This window comes from Streptomyces sp. NPDC056835 (assembly GCF_042789485.1).
GTDB lineage: Bacteria > Actinomycetota > Actinomycetes > Streptomycetales > Streptomycetaceae > Streptomyces.
Genome location: NZ_JBHUBB010000001.1, coordinates 309,199 through 331,176 on the forward strand (window position 1 = coordinate 309,199; position 21,978 = coordinate 331,176).

17 protein-coding genes, 3 tRNA genes, 1 pseudogene and 1 CRISPR repeat array are annotated in these 21,978 nt (G+C 69.2%); of the genes and pseudogenes, 5 read left to right on the forward strand and 16 right to left on the reverse strand.

What is annotated here, in order from left to right; all coding sequences use genetic code 11:
* Positions 1-112: 112 nt before the first annotated feature.
* From ACFRMN_RS01435 to ACFRMN_RS01495, 13 genes and pseudogenes are all read right to left on the reverse strand, one after another.
* Entirely contained in the window at positions 113-571 is a 459-nt protein-coding gene (locus ACFRMN_RS01435) for a hypothetical protein (protein ID WP_383011502.1), read from the reverse strand.
* A gap of 315 nt (positions 572-886) precedes the next feature.
* A complete protein-coding gene (gene cas2e / locus ACFRMN_RS01440) occupies positions 887-1,237 on the reverse strand; it encodes a type I-E CRISPR-associated endoribonuclease Cas2e (protein ID WP_383011505.1) in 351 nt (116 codons plus the stop codon).
* Positions 1,234-2,202 carry a type I-E CRISPR-associated endonuclease Cas1e gene (cas1e, locus tag ACFRMN_RS01445; protein WP_383011508.1) on the reverse strand — a complete coding sequence of 323 codons (969 nt, stop codon included), beginning with the start codon at positions 2,200-2,202 and terminating at the stop codon, positions 1,234-1,236. The genes cas2e and cas1e overlap by 4 nt, the downstream gene beginning before the upstream one ends.
* Before the next feature lie 4 nt (positions 2,203-2,206).
* Positions 2,207-2,992, reverse strand: coding sequence for a type I-E CRISPR-associated protein Cas6/Cse3/CasE (cas6e, locus tag ACFRMN_RS01450; RefSeq protein ID WP_383011511.1), 786 nt, complete (start codon positions 2,990-2,992; stop codon positions 2,207-2,209).
* Entirely contained in the window at positions 2,992-3,735 is a 744-nt protein-coding gene (gene cas5e, locus ACFRMN_RS01455; RefSeq protein WP_383011514.1) for a type I-E CRISPR-associated protein Cas5/CasD, read from the reverse strand. The genes cas6e and cas5e overlap by 1 nt, the downstream gene beginning before the upstream one ends.
* Positions 3,732-4,925, reverse strand: a complete 1,194-nt coding sequence (gene cas7e, locus ACFRMN_RS01460; RefSeq protein ID WP_383011517.1) for a type I-E CRISPR-associated protein Cas7/Cse4/CasC — start codon at positions 4,923-4,925, stop codon at positions 3,732-3,734. The genes cas5e and cas7e overlap by 4 nt, the downstream gene beginning before the upstream one ends.
* Positions 4,922-5,608: a type I-E CRISPR-associated protein Cse2/CasB gene (gene casB, locus ACFRMN_RS01465; protein ID WP_383011520.1), complete on the reverse strand. Its 687-nt coding sequence runs from the start codon at positions 5,606-5,608 to the stop codon at positions 4,922-4,924. The genes cas7e and casB overlap by 4 nt, the downstream gene beginning before the upstream one ends.
* Positions 5,605-7,269, reverse strand: a complete 1,665-nt coding sequence (gene casA / locus ACFRMN_RS01470) for a type I-E CRISPR-associated protein Cse1/CasA (RefSeq protein ID WP_383011522.1) — start codon at positions 7,267-7,269, stop codon at positions 5,605-5,607. Before casA ends, casB begins: the two co-directional genes overlap by 4 nt.
* Complete coding sequence (cas3, locus tag ACFRMN_RS01475; RefSeq protein WP_383011525.1) at positions 7,262-10,048, reverse strand: CRISPR-associated helicase Cas3'; 2,787 nt, start codon at positions 10,046-10,048, stop codon at positions 7,262-7,264. The genes casA and cas3 overlap by 8 nt, the downstream gene beginning before the upstream one ends.
* Positions 10,049-10,418: 370 nt before the next feature.
* A CRISPR array of direct repeats spans positions 10,419-11,606; the repeat unit is 29 nt; unit sequence CTGCTCCCCGCACCCGCGGGGATGGTCCC.
* A gap of 1,003 nt (positions 11,607-12,609) precedes the next feature.
* Positions 12,610-13,287 (reverse strand): histone-like nucleoid-structuring protein Lsr2, encoded by a 678-nt coding sequence (locus ACFRMN_RS01480; RefSeq protein WP_383011528.1) that lies wholly within the window; start codon positions 13,285-13,287, stop codon positions 12,610-12,612.
* The gene (locus ACFRMN_RS01485; protein WP_383011532.1) at positions 13,284-13,463 is read right to left on the reverse strand and encodes a hypothetical protein; all 180 of its coding nucleotides are present in this window, start codon (positions 13,461-13,463) and stop codon (positions 13,284-13,286) included. The genes ACFRMN_RS01480 and ACFRMN_RS01485 overlap by 4 nt, the downstream gene beginning before the upstream one ends.
* An 86-nt stretch (positions 13,464-13,549) precedes the next feature.
* A pseudogene (locus tag ACFRMN_RS01490) lies at positions 13,550-14,803 on the reverse strand (RHS repeat-associated core domain-containing protein); the annotation flags it as partial.
* 30 nt (positions 14,804-14,833) lie between these two features.
* Positions 14,834-16,327 carry a DUF6531 domain-containing protein gene (locus ACFRMN_RS01495; RefSeq protein ID WP_383011534.1) on the reverse strand — a complete coding sequence of 498 codons (1,494 nt, stop codon included), beginning with the start codon at positions 16,325-16,327 and terminating at the stop codon, positions 14,834-14,836.
* A 233-nt stretch (positions 16,328-16,560) separates the two neighbouring features.
* Between ACFRMN_RS01495 and ACFRMN_RS01500 the strand changes: the two genes are divergently transcribed.
* The 3 genes from ACFRMN_RS01500 (at position 16,561) to ACFRMN_RS01510 (ending at position 19,268) form a co-directional block, all read left to right on the forward strand.
* Positions 16,561-16,794: a hypothetical protein gene (locus tag ACFRMN_RS01500; protein WP_383011537.1), complete on the forward strand. Its 234-nt coding sequence runs from the start codon at positions 16,561-16,563 to the stop codon at positions 16,792-16,794.
* 222 nt (positions 16,795-17,016) lie between these two features.
* On the forward strand, positions 17,017-17,766 hold the full coding sequence (locus ACFRMN_RS01505) for a hypothetical protein (protein ID WP_383011539.1): 750 nt from the start codon (positions 17,017-17,019) through the stop codon (positions 17,764-17,766).
* Positions 17,767-17,939: 173 nt separating this feature from the next.
* Entirely contained in the window at positions 17,940-19,268 is a 1,329-nt protein-coding gene (locus tag ACFRMN_RS01510) for a hypothetical protein (RefSeq protein WP_383011541.1), read from the forward strand.
* 152 nt (positions 19,269-19,420) lie between these two features.
* Here the strand turns inward: ACFRMN_RS01510 and ACFRMN_RS01515 are convergent.
* The 3 genes from ACFRMN_RS01515 to ACFRMN_RS01525 all read right to left on the reverse strand — a co-directional run bounded on the left by ACFRMN_RS01515 (position 19,421) and on the right by ACFRMN_RS01525 (position 19,891).
* Positions 19,421-19,494, reverse strand: a tRNA-Ile gene (locus ACFRMN_RS01515).
* A 246-nt stretch (positions 19,495-19,740) separates the two neighbouring features.
* Positions 19,741-19,813 (reverse strand) — tRNA-Asn (locus ACFRMN_RS01520).
* 5 nt (positions 19,814-19,818) lie between these two features.
* A tRNA-Asn gene (locus tag ACFRMN_RS01525) sits at positions 19,819-19,891 on the reverse strand.
* A gap of 220 nt (positions 19,892-20,111) precedes the next feature.
* Between ACFRMN_RS01525 and ACFRMN_RS01530 the strand changes: the two genes are divergently transcribed.
* The gene (locus tag ACFRMN_RS01530) at positions 20,112-20,411 is read left to right on the forward strand and encodes a YtxH domain-containing protein (RefSeq protein ID WP_383011544.1); all 300 of its coding nucleotides are present in this window, start codon (positions 20,112-20,114) and stop codon (positions 20,409-20,411) included.
* A 69-nt stretch (positions 20,412-20,480) separates the two neighbouring features.
* Complete coding sequence (locus tag ACFRMN_RS01535) at positions 20,481-21,926, forward strand: FGGY family carbohydrate kinase (RefSeq protein ID WP_383011547.1); 1,446 nt, start codon at positions 20,481-20,483, stop codon at positions 21,924-21,926.
* The last annotated feature ends 52 nt before the right edge of the window (positions 21,927-21,978 follow it).

Consider the following 21,978-nt stretch of genomic DNA (forward strand, 5'->3'; position numbering starts at 1 on the left):
CGCGCGGCACTCGTCGGAGCACCGCTGTCGGCCGAAACATAGCTCGGCACCCGACCACCGCCCCGGGGTCGGCCCCGGCCACTACGACTCGGCCAACCCTTCAAACGCCGCGTCAGCGTCGCCCGCTCAACCGCTGGTCATCCCCACTACGCGGCGGCGGCATCGTCGGGTCGAGGAACAGATCCCACAGCGCCCACACCGCACTGTCGAGCAGATCCGGTGAGTCCTCTGTCTCCCCCTGCCCGACGAACGTCGTCATCTGCTCCTCACGCTCCGCGAACATCCGCGCCGGACCGACGTGCGACACCCGTACCTGCTCGTACAGTTGCGCCGCCGGAGCAGCCCGCGCCCTCTTCCCACGCGTCGTATGAACGATTCGCCAATTCACTGTCGAATCCACCTGCTCCAGCAGCGCGGGCAGGTAATCGCCGCCGTTGTTCGCCTCGATGACCACGCAGTCCGCACGATGCTCGTGGTACAACTGCGCGGCCCGCTTCATCGCCTGCGTCGGCGCGTGCCGGTCCTGCTCCGCGTGCGGCAGATACCCGTGAGGGTTGCCAGCAGCGGCCACTGGTCGTCGTGCCCATGCGCTGCTGCCGCCCGGAGATGTCGACGACGGCTGAAGACGGTTCGACAGACGCCGACAGCCATCCCTGCGGGCGCGGGGAGCAGCGCGCAACGAAGAGCGGTGGGACCGCCCTGCTGGGACCATCCCCGCGGGCGCGGGGAGCAGGCAGGGCCGCGGCTGCGTCGCTTTCCAGGCCCGGGACCATCCCCGCGGGCGCGGGGAGCAGACTCCGTGACCTGGGGTTTTAGCACGAGAGAAACCGATTCTGAAGCAATTTCACCGAATTCGACATTCCCCCAAAAGGTGCATTGGGACGGATCAACTTCTTCCGAATCGACGACGTTTGGCTGCTTTACTCCATCCCGATTGCGGGCCAGGCGTTGCTGGACGAACGTTGATGTTCGGGCGTCGGATCAGGGTGACGCCTTCGTGGTCGGCGGGATGCCAGGCGTGATCGTGGGTGCGGAAGGTAAAGCCCTGTTCGCTGTTGGTGGTATGGGCAAGTAGGGCGCGGCCTTGACCTGCGTACTGTTCGACCTCCTCCCAGAGAATGTCGCGGATTCTTGCTGAGGGGTTGCCGATGAAGACGCCGGCGGAGATTTCCAGGAGCCAGCGGGTGAGGAACCCCCGTAGGCCGGCAGGGCAGTTGGTGAGGACGATCACGGTCACCAGACGACCGCCTCGTCGGCGTCTCCGTAGTTGCGTCCTGCGGCTACTTCGTGGCCGCCGTCGCTCTGGAGCGTGACGCGGTCTTCTTCGCCCGCGGCGTGCGTGTCCCCCGTGTCCGCGCCGTTCGGCAGCAAGAGGTGCTTGATGTCGTTGACGCAGCGGTTCAGCAGTCCGGTTTCGTTGATGTGGTCGCGCAGGCCTCGGCGGGTGCGGGGGCCGACGTCTTGTTCTGATTCGGCTGCGATATCGAAGGCGAGGGGGATGCCGATCTCGGTTTTGTAGAGGTCGGCGATGTCCAGGACGAACGAGAGTTCGTGGCCTGAGTGGACGAAGCCGAGGCCGGGGCTGCATCCGAGAGAGGCGATGACGGCGTGGGCGATGCCATACATGCATTGGGCGGCGGCGGTGATGCCCTGGTTGACGGCGTCGCCGCTGGAGAAGTCGCCCGGGGTGTATTTCCTGCCATGCCAGGGGACGCCGGTCCGGGCGGCCTGGGCTCGGTAGCAGTCTTTGACACGGTCGCCTTCTCGGCCCAGGAGTTGATGTCGGGTGAGTCCGTCCGGGTCTTCGTCGGGGAAACGCAGCCGGTACATGGCACGGGCGACGGCGAGACGGCTGCGCATGTTGGCCCATCGGGTGGCCTGGGCCTCGACGAGCGCGGCCGAGCGGCTCAACGCCCGGCCGCCGGCGTAGTAGCGGACGCCGTGTTCCCCCACCCAGGCGACGCAGGCGCCGGTTTCGCCGAGGAGACTCATTGCCTGGTGGGTGATGCGGGTGCCGGGGCCCAGGAGGAGGGTGCCGATGGTGGCGGATGGGATGTGGGTGGTGCCGTCGGCGTCCTCGGCGGTGATCGCGTTGGAGTCCTGGTGGATGGTGCAGCGTTCCAGGTAGATGAAGGAGACGCGTTCACCGGTGCGGGTCAGGTGGCGGGGGGTGAGCGCGGGGCGCTTGCCGACTGTCGTCACCGGCTCATCCCTCCGGCTTCGGGGGCGCCTGGATGGGGGCGAGGGTCATCAGTCCGCAGCCGTACGCCTTGGCGCGGCCGAGCCCCTGGGCGAGCGTGCGGCGCAGTGCGTCGGCGTCGGTGACTTCGAGGCGTCCGTCGAAGGTGACCGTCACGACTTTCACCCGGTGGGCTGGTGACCTGTCTTCGCGGGATTTGGCGAAGGACAGGGCGCGCTCGTCGCGGACGGTCAGTTCGTACCGGTCTCCATGGTGTTCGTACTTCTTGTCGGTGGTGCCGCCGGGCAGCAGCCGCTTGTCCTGCGGCTTCTCCACGACGCGGAATCCGGCGCGTTGCTGACGTACGGGATCGAGGAGCCAGCCCTTCTGGTGGACGGGCGTGAGGTGTGCCGTGCGTTTGGTCGGTTCGCCGTCCTTGCGCCGGATGTGGTGGACGGGGTTGGCGGTGAGCCGGAACTCCCAGATGCCGCCCGTGGTAAGGCGGTCGAGGAAGGGAGCGTACGGGCGGCTCTGCCAGCCAGGAGTGTCCGCACTGGCGGCTGCGGCAGGCCAGCCGGCCTGCTCGACGAGGTGCGTCAGGTCCGGTGTGCCGGGGCTCACCATGTAGAGGAAGACCTCGGCTCGGGCGTTGTGGTCGAGACGCCACAGCACCCGGGGGCCACCTGTGCTCGTGCTGGTTGGGAGCAGGGCGGGAAACGACGCCATGACAGCCGCGTGCAGCGACTGCGGTGAGGAGAGCAGGCGACGGGCGCCGGGGCGCGCGGTGTTCACGCGGAAGCGGGTCAGATACATCAGGGGTTTTCTTCCTCCAGGGCGTCGAACGGTTCGTGCCGTCGTACCGGGCGGGTTGTGGCCGGCACACGGGCCGCCACGGCGCGCGGGTTCGATACGTCCACGCTGGTGCTGACCACGGAGCGCAGCGCGTGCCGCCGGTGCTCGGCGGCGAAGCTGAGGGGCTGGTCACGCTGCTCGTCCCCGTGCTGCTCGTCGGGAGCGGCTTCCCTCAGGACGACCAGGGGCACGGTGGGGTCGGTGCGGCGGAGCTTCTGGTACCAGCCGGCGGCCTGCCAGGGCTCGTCGCGCAGGGTCTGCTGGAGGCAGGTGTCGCGGATGCCGAGCTCCAGCGGGAGCGCCGGGGGGCAGGAGCGGCGGCCGAGGAAGAGCGGGTGGGCCGGGGTGCGCAGGGCTTCGTGCAGTTCGTTCAGGAGAGTGAGGTCTCCTTCTACGGCGGCGACGAAGACGGCGTCGGCGAGGTAGAAGCGTTCGGACAGTGGCATGGATTTGCCGGTGACGGCATGGTGGGCGGTCTGGAAGTCCCTTACGCGCGTGCCTGGCTGATCGATACGGACGCCGAAGCGCAGGGCGGCCAGCCGGGCCAGGCCGGTGTCGTCACCGCGGTCGAGGCCCAGGGCGGCGGCGAGCATGCCGATGACGCCGCTCTTGGTGGGGGCGGACTCGGTGGTGCGACGGACGAAGCGGGCCGATGCCCCCCAGGCCTGCAGGGGGCCGGCCAGCCGGAGCAGCAGCACGCTCATGCGGGCTTGTCCAGGCGCTCCGCGACGGCCTGGCCGACCGACTGAACCAAGTCGCTCAGGCGCTGCGTCTCGGTGCCGAGGCCGGAGAGCTTCTCGGTGTTCGGTCCGACCCGCAGTACCCAGGAGAGGGTGGTCTCCTCGTCGCCGTACGCGCGCTCCACGTCCGGGATGTACTCGGCGAGTCGGGCCACGGCCTCGCGCAGGTGACCGCTCTCACCGGTGACGGGGTCCTCGAACGCGGCGACGAAGCTGATGGGCCGCGTGGTGCGCAGTTTCACCACCACGGCGTCGGGGAGGGTGTGATGCCCGAACGTGTTGATCTTGCCGGTCGGCAGGGATTCGAGGAAGCTCCGTACGAATGCCTCGACCGCGCGCCGCACCGGCGCGGTGCGCGGTTCTTCCTCGCGCAGTCCCTCTCCCAGGTTTTTGGCGAGCTGGTGGACCGCGAGTGCCGCGTAGCGGTAGAGGGTGGCGGAGTTGAAGTCGACGGTGCCGATCATTCCGGCTCCCGACTCCGCGTCAGTGTTCTCGTCGTCCACGGCGGTGTAGTAGTCGGACTCGTTGTCGACGCGGTGCACGCTGATGGCGTGGGCGACTTGGACAGCGGCGTCGACGTTGAAGTCGGCGGAGTCGGCGACCATGCGGCCGAACAGCGCGATGTCGACGGAGTGCCGGGTGTCGGCGACCTCCCGGGCGCGCGCCTTGTTGTCCTTGTCCTTGAGGTAGGCCTTGATGTCGTCCGCGCCCTCGACGGCCAGCGTGGCGAGACCGTCGAGCTGCCGGGCGCTGAGGAACATCAGGTACTTGGACTCCGGTGCCGGCGCGTCCGCGCCGTCCTTGGCGGCGTCGGCCTTCCGCTTGGGCACCTCGATCTTGGAGCCGGTGGCTGCGTAGATCACTTCGGCCGCGAGCCGGAGGGCTTCCGCCCCATTCAGTGCGGGGGCCTTGGCGGTGATGCGGGCGGCGAGGACTTCGGCGACCTTCTTTGTCCGTACGCCCAGCTCGCTCGGGTCGAGGAGGTTCTCGTCGCTGAAGTAGGTGCGGGTGGCTCGCTTCCATGCCTGACTGGACACGCGGGCGCGGGGCACACCTCCGTACACGGCGGACTTCGGGGCACCCGTGTCGTCCCGGTTGAGATTGCTGGGCGGCACGGTCTGAAGCGCGTGCACGTCGAGGAAGATGCGGTTCACGAGGCGTCCTTGTCCGTGAGGTCGGTGGTGTCGTCGTCGGATGAGGCCGGAGCGTCGGCGTCGTTGTCCTGGGGCGCGCGGTAGGAGTGGAACGACCGTCCCCATGCACGGCGTACGGCGTCGCGGCCGGCCGGCTCCTGCCAGCGGTAGAGCTGCTCGGCCAGGAGGGCGTAGTCGAGGGGGATGTCGGCGCCCCGCAGCAGCACGACGATGTCCCGCAGACGCTGGGCCAGAGCAGGCAGGTCGGGTGCGGTGCCGGCGCGCACCAATCGCTTGCGAATGGGCTCCGTAATCTCGCCGGGCGGCATCAGCCGGCGCACGGCGGCGCCAAGTCCTCCAGGTGCGGACCGGCGATCGGGCCGGTGCATGGCCGTACCGCGTGACTGCTGGTGCAGCGCCCACAGCGTCAGCACCACGTGCACGGCATCCTCGGCGCGGGTCAGTTCGTCCTCGTTCAGCGGCCGCCCGCCGTCATTCGGCTGGTCGTGGAGAGCTCCGGTGTCAACCAGCCCCCACAGGTCCGGCACCTGGGAGAACTCCTTGCCCGCTCCGCGGCGCAGCCGGGCCAGCGCCGCCACCGCGTAGGACTGGTCGACCAGGTAGTCCCGTTGCAGCGGGTGGATGATCTCGCCGGTGAGCTGTCCGACGCGCTGGGTGCTTGTGGGCACGGTGACGGTGGTCATGCGGGCACCTTCGGAGAGGAGTCGGAGGGGAACGGATCGCTGAGGGCCTTGCCGAGGCGGAAGCGGAACCTTGTGTCGGCGAGAGCCGAGTTGAACCACTCGGATCCCTTCTTCGTCGCCACCACCCGGCCCTCCCACGCGGCGTCGCCCGCCTCGCTCATGAGCCGGTCACCGAGCCGCCGCACATGCCGGTACGCGTCCTGCTGCCAGTGGGTGCGGTGCGCTCCGGGGTCCTCGGCCGCGGTCAGGTCCCGCAGCCAGGTGCGGTAGGGGCCGTCCAGGGTGGCGAAGCCCAGGTCACGGGCGGCCGAGCGACGCCCTTCGGTCTCGCTGCCCGCCGCGCGGGCGAGATCCGTGGCGAGATCACCGAGGGCGGTGACCGCGCTCTCCGCATCGGACACCGCGTCGATGGCCTGCCGGGCATACGCGCGGTCATGCTGGTGCAGCAGGACCACGCCCATGGCAAGGCGATCGTCGACCATGTCGTCGATCACGGACTGCTGGGTGCCGTAGACCGCGCCGATGACGCGCGCCCGGATGAGGAAACCGCGCGGCAGCTCGCCTTCCGTCACCAGCCTGGCGATCCATTCGAGGATGCCCGGCCGCAGTGCCCTGGCGGCTTCGGCGCCCCCTCCGGCCTCGGCCCGTCCTACGACGAGGGCTTCAAGTCCGCGCCAGGCCGAGCGGGCCGGATCGTGCTCGCGCGGCAGGTAGACGAGCGGCTCGCCGCGTTTCTTCTCCTGGGCGGGGCTCCTGCGCCACGCGGTCATCGGCTCGTCGGTGTGCATGTTGTGCGGAGTCAGCGGATCGCCGTAGCCGAGAACGACGCCGTGCACACCGTCCGCGTCGAAGTGCAGGCGCAGCCGGCGGCTCTGCCAGGTGTACAGGTCGCGCACGCCCGACGGCCGCTGTCGGCCCGCCGGGCCGGGGCCGCACGGCTCATGCCGCCAGGCCGGACGGTCGTCGTCGCGGAACCGCACACCGCTGGTGTCGGCGGCGACCAGGTTGAGCAGCAGAGTCTGGCGCAGCGTCTCGCCCTCGGCGAAGACACCGCCAAGAGTGCCGGCCCAGCCGACCCCGAGCGGATACACCCTGCCGCCCTTGACCCGCTCGTCGCCGTCGATCCCGGTTTTGATGCCGGAGGTGTCGTAGGCATGCGCGTGCACGACCCAGCGGGCCGCCTCGGCGAAGCCGAGACGGCCGGCAGCCGGCATCCGGGAGCTGAAGAACGGCTCACCGTTGGGCACGTCGGCCACGATCCGGTTGAGGGAGAAGACCTCGTCGCGCGCGGTACGCAACGCCGCCACCTGGAAGAACGGCGTGTGCGGGTGCAGCAGGTCGAACCGTTCACGGTGCTCGTCGAGATAGCCCGCCAGCCCGGCAAAGCAGTCCTGGTCGGCCCACAGACGCGCCCAGTGCTCGGTGTCGCTCGGGCCCTCCAGCGCGTCGTGAGCCAACGCGAGAAGCAGACGGGTAAGGGCGAACTCCTGTGTGGGCAGGTCTCCCACGACACGGCGCACCTCGCCTGCCCGCGCGAAGACGTCACGAAGCGACAGCTCGCCCTGGGTTCCGTCCCTCCACAGCACGGGGATCCACGGGCGGGACGTCAGGTCGAACGACAACACGTCGCCCCCCGCGGATCGTTCGCCGGAGTCAGTCACCAGTCACCTCAAGGCCGTCGGTCTCGCTGTAGCGGAGTGAGAAGCCTGCCAGCCGGGTCTGACAGTCGGCGTCGAGCGCCAGAATGAGCTGGCCGGCCAGCCAATGACTGTCCTTCACCTGCCAAGCCGGTACGTAGAGTTCCTCAAGTTCGGCGATAGCGCGGTCCATGACCTCCGCGTGCGAGAACTGGATGGGCAGCCTCAGCCCGCAGCCGGCCGCGGCCCGCGCCGCAGTCGGCGCCGGAGGCCGGTCCTGGGGCAGCTCCAGCCCGCCCCGGCCCCCGCCGAGCCAGGGCACAGTGGCCAACGCCCCGTCGGCGCGCCGCTGCACGACGACCACCTCCAGGCTCTCCTTGCTGTCGCGGACCTGCGCCCGTCCGGCCCGGGTGTCGTCCGCGTCGCCCGCGCCCGCCGCGATCCAGCCGATAAGCGGCCGACCCGGGCGGCCCACCGCGTCGAGACGGAACACCTCCGCCCGCCCGGCCTGGTCCGCGCGATGCCTCTCGTGACGCTCCCGTGCCGCGGCCATCGCCCCGGACCATTCCTCGGGGCCAACCGGCGTATCCGCGTACGCGCCCTGGACCAAAGGGCTGATGTCGTCGGGCAGCCGCACAGGCCGCTTCGGGCCGTCCAGGTGCGGCAGCAGGACAGCGGCGGAGCGCAGCAGCGCGTATGCCCCGTACACAGCGACCGATCCCCTGACCGGTGCGGGCACCTCCCCGCTCCAGTCAACGCCGGTGACCAGGCAGCGTGCCGTACGCAGCCGCGCGGGGCGCTCCGCCTGGCCCTCGCCCCGCCAGTGGCGGTGCAGGCGCCCCATCCGCTGAAGCATCAGGTCGACCGGGCACAGGTCGGTGACGAGCAAGTCGAAGTCAACATCAAGGGACTGTTCGGCGACCTGGCTGGCGACCACGATGTGCGGCCCTGCCGGGCGCCGGCCTTCCGCCTTCTCCGGCGGCCCGAAACGTTCGAGCAGGTCCGCGTCCTTCGCCGCGCGGTCCACGTCGATGAAACACGAGTGGGCGACAGTCACGGCTTCGTCACCGAAGCGTTCACGCAGCACGCGGGCCGTCTCCAGGACCCGCCGGACGGTATTACGAACGACCAGGGCGCAGCCACCGCCATCGAGTTCGACCGCCAGGCGGTCCGCCAGGACCATCTGGCCGTCGTCGAGCCGTTCCAGACGGACCTCCCCGCCCCGGGACGACGCCCCGGGACCTTCCACAACCGGGGCCTGACCGGGCGTCACGGTGGTCAGCAGCGGATACGTGACGGACTGATCCACCGTGTCGAAGCCGACGGCGTCACCGCCCGCACCGGCGTACGCCTGCGCGAGCTGCCTGCGCCGGGCCGCGGGAAGCGTCGCGGACAGCACCACCACCGGCACCCGGTAGGCACCCAGCCACGACAGGACCCGGTCCAGGTAGACGCTCATGTACGTGTCGTAGGCGTGCGCCTCGTCGATCACGACGACCTTGCCCGCGACAGCGAGGTGACGCAGCGCCAGGTGACGGCTCTTCAGCCCGGCGAACAGCAGCTGGTCCACGGTGCCGGCCACGAACGACGACAACATCGCCTTCTTCCGCCCGCGCAGCCAGGCATGGGCGATCAGCTCGGCCGGGGCAGACCGCTTCTCGTCCGACGGCCGCCACCGCGCCGCCTCGGCGTCCACGTCGACAGCGGCGATCGTCTGCCGGCCGGCACGCAGCAAATCAGCGAACTCGTCATTGAGAGCAGCCTTGGAGTGCGCGAGCAGAACCGAACGCCTGGCGCCCTCCTGAGCCGGTAACCGGTCCAGCCAGTCCAGCAAACGCGGAAACATCGCGTTGCCGGTGGCCATGGTGGGCAGCGCGAAGAACACCCCGCCCGCACCCGAACGGGCAGCGAAGATCTCGGCGACAGCGAGCGCGGCCTCCGTCTTCCCCTCGCCCATCGGCGCCTCGATGATCATGAGACCGGGTACCGGCATCTCACGCGCCAGCCGGACCGCGGCTTCCTGCACCGGCCTGACCTTCGCCCCCGGCGGCAGATCGAAACGCGAGGCGAACAGCTCCTGCGCGTCCCCGACCGGCTCCTCGGCCCGCCACGGCGACGGCAGCCGCAGCCCACGCCAGGCCGCCGCCACCCGCTCCTCACCTCTGCGGGTCTCCTGCGGAAAATACGGGAACAGATCCGGGTTACTGGCAATCCAGTCGGCGACGATCACCACAGCCGTGAGCAGCACCTGCACCGGCTGCGGCAGCACGACCGCCCGCCACGCGCCGAGCCGTTCCCCCACCCGGTACTCCTCGGCGCACGCGTCGAGCAACTCCTCCTGCACCCGACGCCACAGCTTCCCGCCCGGCCCCGGCGTACGCAGCAGATGCGGCCGGTCGTACACATCGTTCAGCTGACCATGCTCCGGCGGCACCCCGTGGTGACCCCCCGGAACGACAGCGAACTGCCCGGACTGCCTGGCCGTCCAGCCGTGCCGCTCCTCCAGCCACTCCCCCAACAACACCTGCCCGGCCAGACCGTGCGGAGCAATCCTGCGGTCCTCCCCGAACTGACGCCGCGTCTTCATCTCCAGGCCCTCCGCCCGCATACGGTCGGCGAGTTGGTCCACCTGACAGGCGAAAGCCGGCGTCGCCTTCCCAATGTCGTGCACAGCGGCCAGCCACACGCACAGCAGCCGGGCGTCCCGCGCCCGGTCGGGTAACGCCTCGGCGATCAGAGCCCGCACGTTCTCGGGAAGCCAGTTGTCCCACAGCAGCCCGGCCACCGCCGCACTGTCCGCCATATGCCGCCACAGCGGCAGCCACCCCTCAGTGTCCCGATCATGCTTGGCCCACACAGACCGCACCGGTCCCGCGAGCCGGCCCCCAAGCCCCTCACGAGGCTCCTCCCTCTCAACCGTCATGGCAGATGAATACAGGTAAACCAGCCACCAAGACGGCCAGATACGAAAAACATCCGCACACAACGCCGTCCCGGATAAAATCCCCACGGTGGTTCAGGGCAACCCCTACCATCCGGCGTTAGCCTCACCCGACGGACCGCCGCGCACCAGCACAGGGACCCACACAACGCCACCTATGCGCCTTTTGCCGGAATTGATGAAACTGCTCGAAAACCACGCCCGCCCTGAGTAACGCAGCAGGTCACGGAGTCTGCTCCCCGCACCCGCGGGGATGGTCCCACGAGGACCTCCCCAACCCACTCGGCGCCCGCCTGCTCCCCGCACCCGCGGGGATGGTCCCTGTCCTGGAAGAAGGTCCGCGGCGCGGACGGCCTGCTCCCCGCACCCGCGGGGATGGTCCCTGACGTCCGAAAGCAGGAGGGGCGCTGTGGTGCTGCTCCCCGCACCCGCGGGGATGGTCCCGAGTCCTGCCGGTGCGGAATCCGGCCCAACGGCTGCTCCCCGCACCCGCGGGGATGGTCCCAAGTACGGCCACCCGCCCTACTGGTAACCGTGCTGCTCCCCGCACCCGCGGGGATGGTCCCCAGCCTGCTTCGGCGTGGGCCCGGTGGATGAGCTGCTCCCCGCACCCGCGGGGATGGTCCCGAGTTCCGGGAGCTCGACCACGATCACGCCAGCTGCTCCCCGCACCCGCGGGGATGGTCCCCTTGCTCTCAGCGCAGCGCGGACCGGACACCGCTGCTCCCCGCACCCGCGGGGATGGTCCCCCATCCGCTACACCCACCCCGTACCAGCAAGCCTGCTCCCCGCACCCGCGGGGATGGTCCCTCGGATCACGCCTGGGTCGCGTCCACCAGTGCCTGCTCCCCGCACCCGCGGGGATGGTCCAGACCCATATCCGGCGCTCCGCGCCGGAATAGGCTGCTCCCCGCACCCGCGGGGATGGTCCCGCCAGGACGCTCTTCGGGGACCGGATTTGGGGCTGCTCCCCGCACCCGCGGGGATGGTCCCGACTGATAGGTCCGGCCGTTGATCTGCTTGGCCTGCTCCCCGCACCCGCGGGGATGGTCCCCCGAGCAGCTCATCGCACGGATCAACGAGCGGCTGCTCCCCGCACCCGCGGGGATGGTCCCCTGATCCTGATCCGGATGGGCATGGAGCTCCGCTGCTCCCCGCACCCGCGGGGATGGTCCCTCGGAGACGGTGTCGGCCGGGCGGATCCGGCACTGCTCCCCGCACCCGCGGGGATGGTCCCGTGTGGCCGGGCAGACCGAGCCAGAACCGTTCCTGCTCCCCGCACCCGCGGGGATGGTCCCGGACCCGCCGCAGTTGTCGAGCAGTACCGCAGCTGCTCCCCGCACCCGCGGGGATGGTCCCGGCCGAGGATCCCGCCGTCGTCGTGGTCCTGGCGGCTCCCCGCACCCGCGGGGATGGCCCCAGGTAGCTGAACCAGCCGAGGCCGTGGGCTTCCTGCTTGCCTCGTCCTCGGGGGCCCGTCGAGTCGAACATGGCCCCGCCCGGGATGATCGTCTCTCCCAATTGCCCCTCGGGAATTCTTCCGCTGCCGCCAGCATTCAGACGTTCAATAGCACTATTGGCACCGGAGATAGCACCCATAACCCCGCATGCGCAGGGAGCACATATTGATCGTCGTGTCACCTCAGATCTCCGGTCCCGATGTCAGGGACAGGGTCCCAAGCTCCCAAAGTGGTGGCCGCAACGATGAATTCACCCGGCTCCCCAGACCAGAATCAGACGCTTCTGTAGCTACTCCTGGCTGCAGTACTCGGCCTGATCTTCACCGGGCTTACGTACGTGACCTATCTGCACCCCTCACTGGCGGTGCCTCTGACCGTGGCCACCAGCGGGACGGTGGCCGTGCTGACCGCCCTCGGCTTCGCACTGTCCTGCGGGTAGGGGCCGAGCTCGACGCAGGCCAGCCGTAACAGGGCAGGGCACGGAGAGAGGTGGCTGACGGGTGCGACGCAACCGAGCCGATGGCGCGCAACTCCGCCTGTATGGCGTTGACACCCAGGAGACCCAGGACCACCGCCCACCCTGCGGTCTCGAACTTCACCAACCGCCACCGTTCGCCAAGAATGCGGCAGACGAGCTGGGACCGCTTTGACTACGCCCGTCGACCGGCGGCTGATACACCACCCCCAGGTGCTCGCCACCGGGCCACGGACGGCAGCAGGAACAGTTGAGTCTCCCCCGCACCCGCGGGGAGGAGCGCACGCCTCTCTGCCACGCACTCCGTTCACCATGCATCGACGGCTACCGAGGCCAAGGCAAGACGGACTCCAAGAATGATTTGACAAATTTTGAGCATCTCTGCCGACAACAGCGTTTCCTTCTCGGCTCTTTCGGGGGAAGCGGATCCAGCCCTCGGGGCCCTCGCTCCGTCAGAACCCGGAATCGGAGACAGCGGAGGAGCAAGCTCAGCTGCTGGTGGCCTGCTCCCATGCTTCGCGGATCTCGGCCGTGATACGGCCGCGGTCTGCCACTTCGTACCCGTTGGCGCGTGCCCATTCCCGGATGGTGTTGCTGTCGACGGGTGGTCTGGTCGGGGCCTGTGCGGGTGTCCAGAGGGTGGGTTGCGAGGGGGCGAAACTTGTCGCCTGTTCGAGGAGATCCTTAGGGAACTGGGGGACGGCTGTCTCTCCGCTCAGAACGGAGGTGAGGAACTCGGTGAGCGTGCCGTCGAAGGTGAACCAGCGTGGCCCACGCGCTTCGTTCACGGCGACACGCCAGGTGTCAGGGGCACCTTGCGGGTCGGTGATCCAGAAGAGGTATTCGCCGTTGTCGGTGCCGCCGATGGCGAACAGGTGCTGCGGGTCGTACGGGACGGGGTGGGTGCCGCGGTCGTAATCCAGTTGGAGCTGCGCGCGGATCCTGGCGGGCATGGGGCCGGTGAGATCCACCCACTCGGTGACGCCATGGGGGTGGTAGATGTGGATGTAGCCGGAGAAGACCCCGGGACCGTAGGTGGCCGCGAGTTGCTTGTAGTCCTCGGGGAGTCGCATGCCGAGGCCGGCCTCGACCCCGTTCCAGTCGATGGCGGGAAGTGGGCTCTGAGGAGGTGGGCAGAGCTGGGTGAGTGCGGCGATGGCGGTCACGGGGCTCCTCGGAGGCGTCGCTGTTGCTGTGCGGCGTGGTCGGGGTTTTCGAACTGCGCGTCAAGATGGAAGCCGCCGCTTCCGTGGGCCTCCATCTGAATCCACTTCGGGACGGAATCTTTCTTGTCGTCCGTGTATTCGAGGTAGACGTTATAGGTGACGGTCTCTCCGTCCACCGCGACGGCGTTGTAGATCGACTGCTCAGGTCCCTCATATGCGGGCTGTTTGTGGGATTTTGCGTGATGGTGAACAAATTATCCAGGGTATCTCCGGAACCGCCGAGCACATTCGCCAGCATGTGTCCCCGGGCCTGGTTGTAGTCGATGCCGTGTATGAACCCGGGGGGTTTCAGCGAGTTACGCGCGTCCGTGCCTTCGTCGAGCATGTCTCTCGTGATCGTCGCGTTCATCTCGTACGGGCGGCCGTGTTCGTCCTGGGTGAAGGTGACCCGCCCTCCCCAGGTGGGGTCGGCTTCGCAGCCCGCCAGGCCCAGCGGGTCGGCCAGGGTGAAGGGGTTGGGTACGTAGGCGTAGTGATTGACGGCGGGGGCGAGGCCGAGCGGGTCGGGGGTGATGTACCGGCCGAGGTCGAAGTCGTAGTAGCGGTTGACGTTGTAGTGGAGTCCGGTTTCCGGGTCGAAGTACTGGCCCGGGTAGCGCAGCGGGGTATGGGCGGTACTGTCACGGTTCCACTGGGTGGCGCCCCATGCGGTGCTGCGGGCCCGCCACGCGAGCGACCCGTCGCCTGCGACGAGTTCGCTGGGACTGCCGGACAGGTCGGTGACGATCGCGAAGAACCGCCGGTCGATCTCCTGCTGGGCGCTGTCGGTCTTGAACTCGCGCTGCGCCAGCGGGCGCGCAGCCCCGCGTAGTCCCACACCAGCGTCGTGCCCTCGGTGTACTGCTCGGCCAGTTGCGCCCCGTCCCAGCAGTAGGAGGTGGCTTCGACGACGCGGCTCTCGGAGTCCAGGCGCTGTTTGGCGATGCGGCGGCCGAGCGCGTCGTACACGTCCCAGCGCGTCGCGGTCGAAGCGGAAGGTGTGGTCTCCGGCCGTGTAGGTGGCCAGTCCTTCCCAGGTGTAGGCGAGGTCGCTGCCGGCGCCGGACGGGGCGCGCCGGTGGGTGCGCCGGTGGATGCGCCGACCGAGCGCGTCGTAGGCGAAGGCCAGGGTGCGCCCGTTGACGGTCTCGGAGATGACCCGTCCCGCCGCATCACGCTGGAGGTCGATGCGGGCGTGGGCGTTCGTTATTCGTGAGACGTGGCCGGTCTCTCCACGGGTGAAAACGCCTACGGAGCCGTCGTCGTGGTGCAGCTGGGTGACGCGGCCGAGGACGTCGCGTTCGAACGTCAGACTCTGGCCGGCGGCGTTGGTGCGGCGTATCAGACGTCCGAGGGCGTCGTGCTCGTAGGACAGGGTGCGGCCGTCGAAGTCGGTCTCGGACACGAGCCGGCCGGCCGCGTCATAGGTGTAATGCCACTGAAGGCCCCGGGCGTTGGTGACTTTGGTCAGCCGCAGTTCCGTGTCGTGGGTGAAGCGGTAGCCGCCTCACTCCGCGGTGCGGGTGGTGGCGGGCAGGTCGAAGTGGGTGGCCGTGGAGGAAGTGGTGCGGCCCATACGGTCGGTGTGGCCCACGAGATTGCCCTCGGCGTCCCAGGTCCATTCCTCCCGGGTGCCGTCGGGCAGCTCACGCCACGCGGGTTTTCCCTCGACCGTCCAGCCCTGGCGGAGCGTGCCACCCAGGGCGTCGGTGACGGTAGTGACGCGGCCGAAGGCATCCCGGGCGCAGACGGTACTCGCACCGTCGGGCGCGGTGATCCGCAGCGGCAGACCGGCCGCGTCGGAGGTTATTCGCGTGACGTCGCCAACCGCGTTGCGGACGCCGGTCACATGACCGCGGTCGTTGAACTCGTACTCCGTGCGGGCGCCGGTGGGCTCGATAACGGCGGTGCGGTTGCCCTGCTGGTCATACGCGTAGGAACGCCGGATACCGCCGCGCTCGGTGACCTCGACGGGTTGCCGCATCTCGTTGTACACGGCGGTGGTGCGCACACCGTCAGGGGCGACAAGGCCGACGAGGCTCCCATGGGCGTCGCGTTCGAAGCGGGTCGAGTGCCCCAGCGCATCGGTCTGTGCCAGCAACTGGTCCTGGGCGTCGAACTCGAAATAGGTCGTATGTCCCAGGGGGTCGGTTTCGGCGACCACCTGAAAAGCCTCGTTGATATGGAAGACCGTGGTGGCGCCGGTGGAATCGGTGTAGCGGGTGACGCCGTGGCCGGTCTCGCTGTGGACCTCGTAGGTGAACGCGGAGGAGAGGAATCCGTCCGGGCCGACCGTACGGATGACGCGGCCGGAGCTGTCGTACACGTACTGGTAGGTGGAGTCGTTGCGGTCGGTCCAGGAGGTGATCCGGCCTTCCGCGTCGTAGGTGAACAGCATGGGTAAGCCGGAGGAGTTGGTGACGGCTTCCAGATTGCCGTCGCCGTCGTAGCCGAAGGACCGCACCTGGACGGGACCGTCCGGGGTTTGCAGCGCCTGTGCGGTGACGCGGCTTCGTTCCGGGTCGCACGAGACCAGAACGCGGTAGCCGCCCCCATGGACCACCGTGGTCGGCAGACCGTCCCCAGTACGCCCGATCCGTATGACGTTGCCGTTGCGGTCTTCTGTCTCGCGCAGCCAGTACAGGCCACCCGACTTGTGGGGGTTGCCCGTGAAACGCCGGGTCAGGGCCGTACGCGGGTCCCGCACGGCGTACGTGATGTCCCCCAGCGCACTGGTCTCCACGTAGGTGAGCGGCAGGCGGTCGCCGTCGAGAGGCCAGATCTCCTCGCCCTCGTCACCGGGCAGGGTGGGGTAAACGAGCACCGAACCGTCAGCCCGCGCCCACGCCGCGCCGCTGCCGAGCAGTTCCAGCCGCTCGTCGAGCGTGGACGCCCAACTGGTCCCGAAGCAGTGGCCGTAGCGGTAGCCGGATATGTGCGTGCGCCGTAGGACCAGCGGCGGGACCCCGGACAGGTCCAGATCTGTCTGAGGGAGTACCATGTCCCCGCTCGCGACATCAACGGGGTCGGTCTCGCACCGGCGTTTGCGAAGAGAGACCGCCAACGCGCGGGAACTGTCCGGCGCTTCCCGCATTGATGCGGGACGGCTCCGCTGCCCGCCGTCCGCGCCGCCACGACGCCCGCCACGATGATGTCCGCCACCCGGTCCAGCGCACCCCCGACGATCCGGGCCGCCGCCGCCAAGTCCTTGTGCTTGCCCTGAACCTTCGCCCAATGGTGGTCCAGAGCAGTCAGCGACTCACTCTGCCCGCTCGAAAGCAGCCGTTGAATGTGCTGATGGGCGGCGTGCCCATCATCATCCGCATCGTCCGCGAACTCCCGCAGCGCGTCCGCCATGTCCCGATAGGCGTCCTCATCGACGTTCGGCCAACCCACACCGACGACATCAAGCATGGCGTCGACACCCTCAGGAATGGTGTAACCCATGACGCAACAGCCCCCGTATAAAGCACAATCGAGCCGAGTCAACAAGATCGACCAGCATGACATGAGACAACCATGCGATCCCAGTGGTTCCCCGGTCACCTGCCCGGCAGCCAGGCCCCGTCCTCCCATGCGGGGGAACCCCGCACCGCTCGCATTGGTGGGGCCCACACCCAGCACGACGGTCCCGGGGCCCGCCGGTAGACGACGCACGGCGAACCCGTCCATCGTGGCCGACGAGCCCCTTTGCGGTATCGCGCCAGCGAGAACATCCAGGGCGCGCCAGGGCTCGTCTTCCGGCACGGTGCCGTCCTGCACCATCCGGTCGATGGCCGCCCGTACGACGGCCGCCGTCTCCACCGGCACGTCCCGCACGCCGAACACCGTCTCCAGCGGCGCCGTCCCCGCCCGGATCGGTTCACCGGACGCCGCGTCGAACCAGCCCTCGGCCGGCTCGGACAGGTGCCGCTCGAACACCGCCAAGATCACGCCGAGCGCCGTCGCACTGTTCCCGATCTTGTACGCGGCCCGGGACGTCTCCAGCGCATCAAGCACCGGCTCGTACTGCTCCAGCCCGGCCACCCACCGCTCATCTGCCGCAGCCGTCGAACGCGCCGCGTCGAACGCGGCCTCGGCCCGCTCCAGCTCATCGGGCGGGAACATGAACTGCACAGACGCGAAGTCGAGGTTCGCCTCACCCAGAGATGCGACGTCCACCTTCTCCAGCAGATCCAGGACCTCGTCGTCCAGGCCCGAGTACTGCCGCCACTCCACGTTCTCCAGCTCGTCGTACAGCTCCTTCAGGATCGCACCGTGCTCCCCAAGGGCAACGTCGCCACAGGGAACTCGTCTGCCTTGATGAGCTGGTACGCCTTGTCCCGCCCGACATTCAAGGCCCGAGCGGCAGTTGCAACATTCACGGTGGCCGGGAGCGCCAACAGCTCTTCCAGCCCCATCGCTCCGGCCGTACCCGGAGCTTCCCCAGCCGCTTCCTGAGCAGTCATGTCGTTGGTCGCATCCTCCCCCACGCCAACTCGGAAACGACGTTACGGCAGTGTCCGACAGCCCCAGCAAGATCGAAGGAGATCACGCCAGACACCTACGGATACGTACGGATACGTACAACACCGAGGACTGGCTGTGAGCAAAGCGACAGACCAGGGGGTCAAATGTTCGAGCCGAGCTACTACCGGCGATGCCAGTGCAAGGGACCGCTGAAGGACAAGGAGGGCAAGCCGGTCCTCGACGCCGACGGCAATCCGAAGATCGGCTCTATCGAGACGACGTGCCCCAAGCTGGGCAAGGGACACGGCACCTGGGCCTTCTACTTCGAGGCCGAACCCGGCGAGGGCGGCAAGCGCGCACGCGTGCGCCGTGGCGGCTTCACCAAGCTGGACGATGCCAAGAAGAAGGCGAAGGAGCTGTACGACGCCGCCTCGGCCGGCACCGACGTACTGTCCGACGAGAAGTGCGGAGACTTCTTCCTCCGGTGGATCAAGGCGAAGAAGTCGCTGGCCCGCACAACCCGCCACGGCTACGAGGAGCACATCAGCAACTACCTGCTCCCTCACCTCGGGCACATCAAGCGACGCGACCTCAAGGTGCGTCACCTCGACAAGCTGTACGACGCGATCGAGAAGGAGAACGCCGAGCGGATTCTCCACCGCCTCCGCGTCGATCAGCTCCAGAAGGACCGCGACGAGGCACACCAAACCTGGGTGAGGACGGCGGGTTACGCCAAGAAGGAGGAGCGCCGCACCGCCCGTCGAGCCTTCCTCGACTCGAACGCGGCACTCCGCGAGGGCAAAAGGGGGCTGCGGAAGACCACCTCCGCCACCACCATGCACCGCATCAACGACACCCTCAGCTCAGCTCTGTCCTGGGGGATCAAGCGCGAGCAAGCGTTCAGCAGGAACTGGGCACAGCTCGTGGAGCTGCCGCCGGTCACACGGCCGAAGCCGCTGGTGTGGACGCCCGAGCGCGTCGAGCACTGGAAGCGCACCGGCGAGAAGCCCGGCCCGGTCATGATGCGGGCCGAGGCCGAGTCGGTTATGGCCGTCGTTCCCCGCGACATCCCCTTCATCGTGCGCACCCCGCTGCCGATCCCCGAGACAGCCTGGCGGAACGACATCGCCGTCTTCTTCGCCCACGGGGCACGACAGTCAGGTGACACCTGGGCCGTCGGAGCACAGGCCCAACCCGACTCTGCTCTCCTCGGCATGATCACCCTGGCCGGGCGGGGCCCGGATGACGCTGCCAACGCGGCCGTGAAGTGGATACGGGATCACTGCACCACCAACGACCTGGAACTGGTACGGGTGGAGAACTTCAACGACCGCTACCCGGAGGAGCAGCGGTCGGACTTCTCGCTCACGCGCTTCACGGTCGCCCGCTCGGAGTCCCCGGGCGTGGACGGCTGGGCGCTGCCCACAGGCCTGCCGCCCGGGGCCTCCCGGGCCACCCGCCGGGCTCCGAACACCCGTCGGAAGGCTGCGTAAGGGCGCTCCTGTCCACTGAATCGTCCCCGCGTCCACTGCGTGTCCACTGGATCTTGGTCTGAACGAATGAACGGGGGTCGCCACACGGGAGTGGCGACCCGCGTTCACCCGTTTCCCCAGTGTAGAAACGGTTCTCCTGGGAGAAGCATGCGTGGGGCGGGTGGGACTCGAACCCACGGCCGACGGATTATGAGTCCGCTGCTCTAACCGGCTGAGCTACCGCCCCTAACGGCGCGTCGCGCACATTTGTGCGCGCCCGTCTGCCGCAGCATAGCCGCTCATACGATCTCCTGCCTCGGATGGTCGGCATCCTCTGACCATGAGGACTTCGCCGTGCGCCGTCCGGTTCCAGGAACCGCGGAGTAGATCCGTAAGAGGTACCCAAAAGGGGCGGAAGCCCGGTCGGCGGGGTATCGCGGAGTGACAACGGGCACACGAAAAAGGACCCCGAAGGGCCCTCCTCGTACTACCGCTCCCCCGGCTGGACTCGAACCAGCAACCCTCCGGTTAACAGCCGAATGCTCTGCCAATTGAGCTACAGGGGATCGCGCTCCCCCGACTGGACTCGAACCAGTAACCTGCCGGTTAACAGCCGGCTGCTCTGCCAATTGAGCTACAGGGGATTGCTGCGTCTGCACCGAACGTACCTACCCCGGTCCTCCCGGGCGGCGCGCGTTCGCTGCGACACATACATTAGCGCAAGCAGGGGGGTGCTTTGCCAATCGGTATCGACCCGGGGTACGCCGGGTGATCCCGGGCCCCGACGGGGTAGGCGCAGAGCACAGACCTACGGTCCGACGCTGACGCTGGGGACTCCGACGCCAAGAGGGAAGGGTGGCAGCCATGCGGTACCGCCTCACATTCATCGCGGGACTGGCTTGCGGATATGTCCTGGGGACCCGCGCCGGCCGTGAGCGTTACGAGCAGCTCAAGAAATCGGCCCGCCAGGTGTCGCAGAACCCGGCGGTGCGCAACGCGGCCGAGTCCGCCGCGCAGACCGGCCGCGAGGTCGCGGGCAAGGCGTACCACTCGGTGAACGGCATGGTCGGCGACAAGCTCCCCGACTCCGTCGCCCAGCGGGTGCGCTCCCTGCGCGAGCGGAGCCAGAACGGCCAGGACGACTGGGGTACGAGCAATACCTGACCCGGATCAGGACCCCCGGGGCGTCCCGGCAGCGCTCCTGGTGCCGCGCGTGCGGCAGAATCGGGTGTCATGGGAATAGTCGCCGGGTTGGACAGTTCGTCCGGGTTCACACGCGTCGTCGTCTGCGACGCGGACACAGGTGCCGTGCTGCGGCAGGGGTACGCGGCCCATCCGGTCGAGCCCAAAGCCACCGAGGTCGATCCACAGGCCTGGCTGCTCTCCCTCGGCGAGGCCGCGTCCGGCGGGCTGCTGGAGGGCGTGCAGGCCATCGGGGTGGCGGCGCAGCAGCACGGCATGGTGGCGCTGGACCGGCAGGGAAACCCCGTACGGCCCGCGCTGGTCGGCAATGACAAGCGCGCGCAGGTCGCCGCCGCCGATCTGATCGACGCGCTGGGCGGACGGCACGCCTGGGCCGAGGCCGTCGGGTCCGTACCGCAGTCGAGTCAGCTCGTGGCCAAGCTGCGCTGGCTGGCGCGGACCGAGCCCGAGGCTGCGCGGCGCACCGCGCTGGTGCTCCAGCCGCACGACTGGCTGGTCTGGCAGCTGCTGGGGCGCCCGGCGCGCAGGACGACCGACCGGGGCGGAGCCTCCGGGACCGGCTACTGGTCCGCGCGTACGGGGGCGTACCGGCCGGATCTGGTGGAGCTGGCGCTCGGGCACCAGGCCGCGCTGCCCGAGGTCCTGGGCCCCGCGGACACCGCCGGGACCACCCCCGAGGGGCTGCTGATCTCGGCGGGGACCGGCGAGACGATGGCCGCCGCGTTCGGGCTCGGCGTCGCGGTCGGGGACGCCGTGGTGTCGCTGGGGGCGTCCGGGTCGGTGATGGCCGTCCATCACGAGGCGGCGGCCGACCCGTCCGGAATGATCACTTCCTTCGCGGACGCCACTGGGATGCATCTGCCCGTCGTGCACACGCTGAACGCCGTCAGGGCGCTGCGCGGTACGGCGGAGCTGCTGGGGACGGCGGAGCTGGCCGAGCTGTCCGCGCTGGCGCTCAAGTCCACGCCGGGCTCCTCGGGGCTGGTGTTCCTGCCGTATCTGGAGGGCGAGCGGACCCCGCAGCTGCCGCACACGGCGGGCACGCTGACCGGGCTGCGGCGCGAGTCGATGAAGCCGGAGCATCTGGCACGGGCCGCGTTCGAGGGGATGCTCTGCTCGCTCGCCGACGCGATGGACGTACTGCGCGGACGGGGGGTGGAGGTGCGGCGGGTGTTCCTGCTGGGCGCCGCCGCCGAGCTGCCCGCCGTACAGGCCCTGGCTCCGGCGATCTTCGGGGCGCAGGTGGTCGTACCGCAGCCCGCCGACTACACCGCGATCGGGGCGGCGCGGCAGGCGGCCTGGGCGCTCGGCGTCTCGCAGGGGTCGCTCTCCCCGCACAACCCGCCGGCCTGGCAGGGCGCGGCGGCCCAGGTGTTCGAGCCGGGTGAGGACGCGGCCGTGGGCACGGCGGTACGGCAGCAGTACACGGCGACGCGGGAGCAGATCCACCCCGGGGCGTTCGGGCACGGGGGCTGAGCGGGGCGGGCCGGCCGGGCGGGCCGGTGGGGCGGAGCGCGCGCGGGAGCGC